Raw genomic sequence first — 7,240 nt, 5'->3', positions numbered from 1 at the left:
GCCGAAGTTGTTTCAAATTCCGCTTTTGCCGTCACGGCTGCGGCTCAGGGTCCGCTACACCGTTCGCTATAAGAAAACCCCTTTCCCGGTCCAACCTCAAACGTACGGGGTTTACCGAAACCTTACTGCGGGACGGACGTGTGTCATGTTGTAACTTGTTGATTTCATTGGGTGGCATTTGAAGCCTTTCAGGTTGTTACGGGTTCATCAATTTTAGAAAGACGCGGTTCATGCCCTGCGGCGGGAAACGGCAAAGTTCGGCTACATGATGTATCGCCAGCCAAGTCCCAGAATGATGAAACATAAAGCTATTCCGGAGAAAAAGGCCTTGGTGGGTCCATAGTCGTCCCGGCCGGAATGTTTGAACGAATCACTCAAGTAATATTCACCATCATATGAGCCCACGCTTTCTTCATACATATAGGCCGCTGAGTCTATATCCCGTTCTTCAACGACCTGGACAATCCGGCTGTATATCGGGCTGTGATTAATAATATAGGGGCCGATGACCCAGCCGAATGACCAGACCAGGAACAGAAAGAAAAACATTGTCAACCAAGGGTGTCTCGCAGGGGGATGGGCTGTTTCCGCAGTCATTTTTTTTACTCCATATCCGCTACCGCCCGACCGTTCACCGGAACAGGCCGTATCGCCTTGATCTGTACAGCATGACAGACATCCGGAAGGTTGTGGCCTCCCGGATGTCCTGGTTTTTTTATCGTTATCTGTTCATGCTAGATGGTCGCCGTCAGTTCCGGGAATACCACATAGAACATGATATACGCCATGACCAAGGTTAAAACAAGATTCAATGATTGACCAAAAACATAAAGAGTAAGCGGTTTGCCGCCTTTAAAATGATGCTTCAACTCGCGGAAGTTGGTGGCCAGACCGATGCTGACAAAAGACATGGTAAAAAACCATTTTCTGAACAGGTCGCTCATGCCCTTGACCGCACCCTTGTCGATCATTGCCCTGCCAAGGCCGCCGGTTTCCGCATTATAGCCTGAATAGATCATTGAAAAGATCACTGAAGCGGCGATAAAGCCGAGGACAAATTTCGGGAATCGAAACCAGATTTCAGAAAGACCGACTTTGGCGCCGGTTTCTTCAACTTCCACCTTGGTGGTGAAGTAAAGAGCCAGGAAGAAGGCAATGACACCGATCAGGACATTCTGGATCATTTTGATGGTGGCGGCAACATAGAGAGCCTTTTCACCCAGGAAGGCGCCGGCCGCGGCAACAGCGCCGGAGGCATCAATGGTCCCGCCCATCCAGGCGCCGCCGAGGATCATCTGCTTGTCAACCGGGAAGGTCCCTTTGATGACCGCGGGCATGACAATCATCATGATGGCCGTAAAGACCAGGGAAAGGCCTACTGCCAGAGTAAGTTCCTCTTTTTTGGCCCGGCAGGCGGCAGCGGCGGCAATTGCGGCTGAAACGCCGCAGACCGACATGTCGGAGCAGATAACGGCATTCAGCCGTTTGGATGGCATCTTAACGATTTTCTGGCCAAACCAGTAAGTGACCAGCCAGACGGTCGGAGTGACGACCCAGGCCACGAAGATCCCCGCGGTACCGATGGTGACAATTTTTTCAAATAAAATTTTAGCGCCCAACAGAACAAGGCCGGTCTTGATATAATATTCGGTCTGAATTGCCGGAATGGCCCATCTCGGGGTACCGATCGTATTGCTGACCAACATCCCGAGAAAGATGGCCCAGAAGGCATAGCCGATGCCATAATGCTTCATGGTCGCCTGGTAGCTGAAAAACCAGGCCAGTATCGTCATTCCGTAGACAAAGATGAAGCCGATGGCGAATTTCTTGAAGGGGGTGCCCATGAAGATCATGGGGATGCCGAAAAAGAAACAGAAAAACACCCCGAGACCGATCAGGGAGCCGATCTGGTTATAGGCCTTGACCTTGGTCTTTTTCTTGGCTTTTCCTGCAAAGAGTTTTGCGTCTCGCCATTTGTTGATGGCAACTGTTGCGGCAGCGTTGAGTGACTCATCCCTGAAGCCGGCCGCTTCCGCCGCGGCCTCCGCTGCCTGGGCGGCGGCAAAGGCTGCTTTTTCCGCGGCCTTTTTCTTTTCATACTTTTCCATGGCCCTTGCTTTTTTGGCCGCTGCCTTTTCCGGACTCATAAAAAAGGCATCCAGGGGATTGGTCGACCATTTATGAGGCTTGTGGGTGAAATTCGCCAACCATTTGCCAGCGTCGATTTTCCTTGCCTCGGCCTTCTTTTTACCGTCGGAAAGTTGGTACCAGGCGATGGTCTTTATGGCGTTTGTCCTGTTGGCGGCAGCTCCATACTGTGCCTCCGCTTTTTCTATTTTTGCTTTCATTTCCCCACTATGCGGGAAATAAATAAACATTCCCACCAGCAGGATGATAAACCCGAGCCAGATGGCCCACCAGTCCTCTTTCCTCCACAGTTCCGACCATTCCCACCTGCCGACATCGCGAACAACTTCGCTGTTGGAATTTTCTGCCATATCCGCCCTCCCTTAATATTTTGTTAAATACTCAGCACCGCCGACCAGGGCCGTTGTTTCTTAAAATAGCTGCCATCAACGCCTGGATGTGCAGTCCTGTCAGCAAGGAGGGTGCCTGGTAGGACAAAAAAACGAACATATCTTAAAAATTATATAATTATAGATGGTTACATCCGAGGAGCATGTCCGCAACAGAAGAGGGTTTGTTTTTTGGGGCCAATAAGTGGTACGCGCAAGATACAGTGTATCCATAACTTGACAGTTTTGTCCGGACTGGTTAAAGCATGATGAACTGGTAACAACCCGAAAGGCTTCAAATGCCACCCAATAAAATCAACAAGTTACAACATGACACACGTCCGTCGAGCGGGTTGTTGCGAGACCGACAAAGCATGATGAACTCGTAACAACCCGAAAGGCTTCAAATGCCACCCAATAAAATCAACAAGTTACAACATGACACACGTCCGTCGAGCGGGTTGTTGCGAGACCGACAAAGCATGGTCGGTATATAAAAATGAAAATAAACAGGTATCAGCCATGAAGAAAATTCGCTCCCGCAAATCTTTTCAGGCAAGGTTTACGAAACTGCCAAACAAATTTCTTGTGGTGCTTGCCGGCATCCTGCTTTGCTTCAGTGGAATGACCGCGTTTTTTATGTATTCCTATCAGAAACGTAATCTTGTCGACAGGGCCTTCCAGGAGACAGAGCTGATAATGCAGTCTGTTTCCGCGATGAGAGGATATGTCAGCGAGGTTCTGCGGCCCAAAATGTACGAAGAGCTTGGCCATGATTCTTTTGTCGTGGAGGCAATGTCCAGTTCTTATATAAGCAGGGAGGTGATGGAGCGCTTAAAGAAAGAACTGCCCGACTTCGTATACCGGCGGGTGGCTATCAAGGCCAGAAATCCGCAGTTTGAGGCAACCCCGGAAGAGATTGCAATCATGGACTATTTCAATGAGCATCCCGCTGAAAGCAGCTGGCAGGGCATAATAATGAACCAGGGCAGAAAGTACTATATGCGCTTTACCCCGGTAAGATATAAAGAATCATGCCTGCATTGCCACGGTGATCCCGACGATGCCCCGCCCTCGATTATCCAACGGTATGATGACAACTCCGGCTTCTCCAAGGATACGGATACATTCACCAGCGTTGTCAGTATCGGTATTCCTGTTGAGAGTGGTTTGGAGCGGATCAGGGAGACGACCGTTGCAATTCTGTTCATGGTTTTATTTGTAACCGTATTGCTTTATTTGTCTATCTGGTTTTTTTTCAACCGTTTGATTGTGCAGAATCTGCACGGGGTCCTGGATCTTTTCTGGGCAAATTTAAGAGACGATGAAGGGAAAAAACTCTATGAACAGTCAAAAAAAATGGATGAGATCGGTGAGTTGGTTTCAGCGGCCGGGATAATATCCGATCATTTACAGAAGACCCATCAGCAACTGCGGGATTACACGGACAACCTTGAATTGAAAGTCTCCGAACGTACCAAAGCCCTCAGCAAATCGGAAAAACTTTTACGGGAAAAGGTAAGGTCAAGAAACGAAGAACTCTTTACCCTGAACACCATAACCGAACTTCTGACCCAGCCGGAACAGCTCAAGAAAATCCTGCCAAGGGTGCTCGGCCAGATCCTGAAGGTCATACCTGCTGCCGGAGCGGGTATTTACCTTCTATCAGAGGACCCGTCCCGTTTAGATCTGCAATGCCAGCTGAACGCTGAAGAGCTTGATCTCACGCTTTACAGGGACATCAAGCTCTTCACCACAAAATCTGAAAAAAAGACGGGCGCCACCCCTGGGGAAAGCTGCGAAAAGAGTTTTAACAAAATAGAATTGGTTAAAGGAAAGGGTGAAGACTCCAACCACCTTGTTGTCCCGTTATGCTGCCACGAGCAAATTCTCGGCGTTATGACGCTTATCGGTATCAATATCGATGAGGTGACACCAGAACTTCGTGAGCTGCTGCTTTCCGTTGGCCGCCAGCTTGGTGTTACCCTGGAGAACGCCAAGAATCTGGATGGGATTCTGCAAAGCAAGGGGCTGCTGCAATCAGTGTTTAATGCCATCACCGACCTTGTTGTCCTTCTGGGTGGCGACGGGAACGTACGGATGGTCAATGAGGCCCTGTTGGGGAAATATGCCTTAAACCCTGAAGATGTACTGGGTTGTCCGATCGAACATCTTGCCGAACGATTTCCCGCCCCTTTTTCTCTGTTTACCAGGGCATTGCCCGTAATGATCCGGGAGCCGGTGACCGAACAGGCCTGCCTGCAGGACGGCAGTATATTTGAACTCCAGTTTTTCCCTGTGTTTGACGAGAAGGGAGCGCCTGACAGTATTGTCTGTTATGCCAAGGATATTACCCACCAGAAGCAGGCGGAACAGAATATTCAGCAGACGGAAAAAATGGTGGCCATCGGTCAGCTTGCCGCCGGCATTGCCCATGAGGTTAACAACCCGCTCGGGATTATTCTTTGCTATGCCGACCTGTTGAAGGAAGATCTGGCGGACCGGCCGAAACAGCTTTCCGATCTCGGGATTATCGAAAAGCATGCCCGGAACTGCCATCGGATTGTGAATGATTTGCTCCTGTTTGCCCGCAGCCAGAAGACGGAAAAAATCCCTGCTTCGATTAATGACTGTATTCAGAGTGTGGTCGAAATTACCTGTAACCAGTTTCGCAAGGCCCGAATCGATTTACTCCTTGATCTGCAGGATGATTTGCCAAAAATACATATTGACCCGAGAAAAATGAAACAGGTTTTTATGAATATGTTCATTAATACCTTCCAGGCAATGGAGGGGAAGGGGTTTATCCGGATAATAACCCGGCATCGAAAGGAAACGGCCCAGATTGAAATCAAGATCGAAGATAACGGCCAGGGAATTGACCGGGAGGTGCTTGATAAAATTTTCGATCCATTTTTTACAACAAAGAAGCCCGGTGAGGGCACCGGTCTGGGGCTTTCCCTCAGTTACGGAATTATTCAGGAACATGATGGAGATATTCATGTTGAAAGCATACAGGGGCAGGGAACAACCTTTACCATAACCCTGCCCGCGGCTGCAATGAACAATAGGGAGCGGAATTAAGATGGAAAAAGACCGGTTGCTCATTGTTGATGATGAACTGGACATGCTTGCCGGACTGTCAAGGACCCTGGAACGGCAGATGCCGGATCTGGCGGTGCTCACCACTGATAATGGTCAGGATGCCGTTGCAACCATCCGGCAGAAGTCCATTGATGTCGCACTGCTTGACATCTGCATGCCGGAGATGACGGGTATTGAGCTTCTCGAAAGACTCAAGGCTGAAGACCCGGAGCTTACCGTGATCATGATGACCGCATTCGGAACCATTGAGACGGCTGTGGAGGCGATGAAAAAAGGTGCCTACGATTTTATTACCAAACCGTTTGACAAGGATTCGCTGGTCAGAACCATCGGCAAGGCCCTGGAAAGAAATCATCTTGTCAGGGAGAATACCAGCCTCAGGAAGATTATCTGTGAGCAGGGGACCCTGTCCGGGTTCATCGGTCAGTCCAGGCCGATGTTGAATCTTTATAAACAGATTAAAATGATCGCCCAGTCAAACTATACCGTGCTTATTCGCGGGGAGTCCGGGACCGGCAAGGAGCTTGCGGCTCATGCCCTCCACAACCTCAGCACCAGGAAAAATAAAAAATTCATCATGGTTAATTGTCCCGCTATCCCGGAATACCTGTTGGAAAGCGAACTGTTCGGCTATAAACGGGGAGCCTTTACCGGCGCCGACCGCGACCATAAAGGGCTGTTCGTTGAGGCTGACGGCGGAACTATCTGCCTTGATGAAATCGGCGATGTTTCTGTCTCGGTGCAGACAAAACTTCTCCGGGTGCTGCAGGAGCAGGAAATCAAGCTGTTGGGCTCCGCCAAAACTCAAAAAATAGATGTCCGGATAATTGCCGTGACCAATCAAGACCTGGAACACAAGATTTCTCAACGAACCTTCAGGGATGATTTGTTTCACCGGCTGAATATTGTGAACATCCACACCCCGCCGCTCAGGAAAATCAGAGAAGATATTCCGCTTCTGATTGATCATTTTTTGAAAAAAACCTGTTGTGAACTTGATATCCCGGAAAAACAATTTTCAAAGGCCGCGGTTTATATGTTGAGCAAGGCATCCTGGCAGGGCAATGTAAGAGAATTGCAGAATACAATCCGGCAGGTCGTTATGTCTTCGCCGGGTAATGTTGTCGAGGTGGATGATCTTGAAATACTGGAAACCGGAAAACAGTTGGTCAAGGGACGGAGAATCTGGGACTTCGATTCGAGCAGTGAGGAGATAGAACCCTATAAACCGGCCAAGGAACGGTTGGTGCGCCGTTTCACAGAGGAATATATTTCCGTGCTTTTGAGCAAGACGGATGGAAATGTTACTAAAGCGGCAAAAATTTCAGGATTGACCAGAACCGCCCTGCACAGAATTATCAGGCGATCAAATAATCCCTGTAAAGACTTTTTAAATATTTAAATATGATGAACTCGTAACAACCCGAAAAGCTTCAAATGCCACCCAATAAAATCAACAAGTTACAAGACGAATCACGTCCGTCGAGCGGGTTGTTGCGAGACCGACAAATATTAAGGGCGTCCCCGTCCTGTACGTCCTGCCGCGCGTCCTGCGGAGCGCGACAAACAAAAACGGCCGGACGGGACAAGCCCGTCCGGCCGTTTACATTAAAAACCGC

General features: G+C 49.1%; 4 protein-coding genes. 2 read left to right on the top strand and 2 right to left on the bottom strand.

Annotated elements, in window-relative coordinates:
• Nucleotides 1-261: 261 nt before the first annotated feature.
• Both L3J03_06480 and L3J03_06475 read right to left on the bottom strand, forming a co-directional pair.
• Nucleotides 262-597 carry a hypothetical protein gene (locus tag L3J03_06480; protein ID MCF6290624.1) on the bottom strand — a complete coding sequence of 112 codons (336 nt, stop codon included), beginning with the start codon at nt 595-597 and terminating at the stop codon, nt 262-264.
• Nucleotides 598-734: 137 nt separating this feature from the next.
• Nucleotides 735-2,498, bottom strand: coding sequence for a YeiH family protein (locus tag L3J03_06475; protein MCF6290623.1), 1,764 nt, complete (start codon nt 2,496-2,498; stop codon nt 735-737).
• Between the two features lie 540 nt (nt 2,499-3,038).
• Here L3J03_06475 and L3J03_06470 point away from each other — a divergent pair.
• Nucleotides 3,039-5,600, top strand: coding sequence for a DUF3365 domain-containing protein (locus L3J03_06470; protein ID MCF6290622.1), 2,562 nt, complete (start codon nt 3,039-3,041; stop codon nt 5,598-5,600).
• A gap of 1 nt (nt 5,601) precedes the next feature.
• A complete protein-coding gene (locus tag L3J03_06465; GenBank protein MCF6290621.1) occupies nt 5,602-7,023 on the top strand; it encodes a sigma-54 dependent transcriptional regulator in 1,422 nt (473 codons plus the stop codon).
• Nucleotides 7,024-7,240: the final 217 nt, after the last annotated feature.

The sequence above is a fragment of the Desulfobacterales bacterium genome, from assembly GCA_021647905.1.
Lineage (GTDB): Bacteria > Desulfobacterota > Desulfobulbia > Desulfobulbales > BM004 > JAKITW01.
This window is presented reverse-complemented; position numbering and strand designations above follow the sequence as displayed.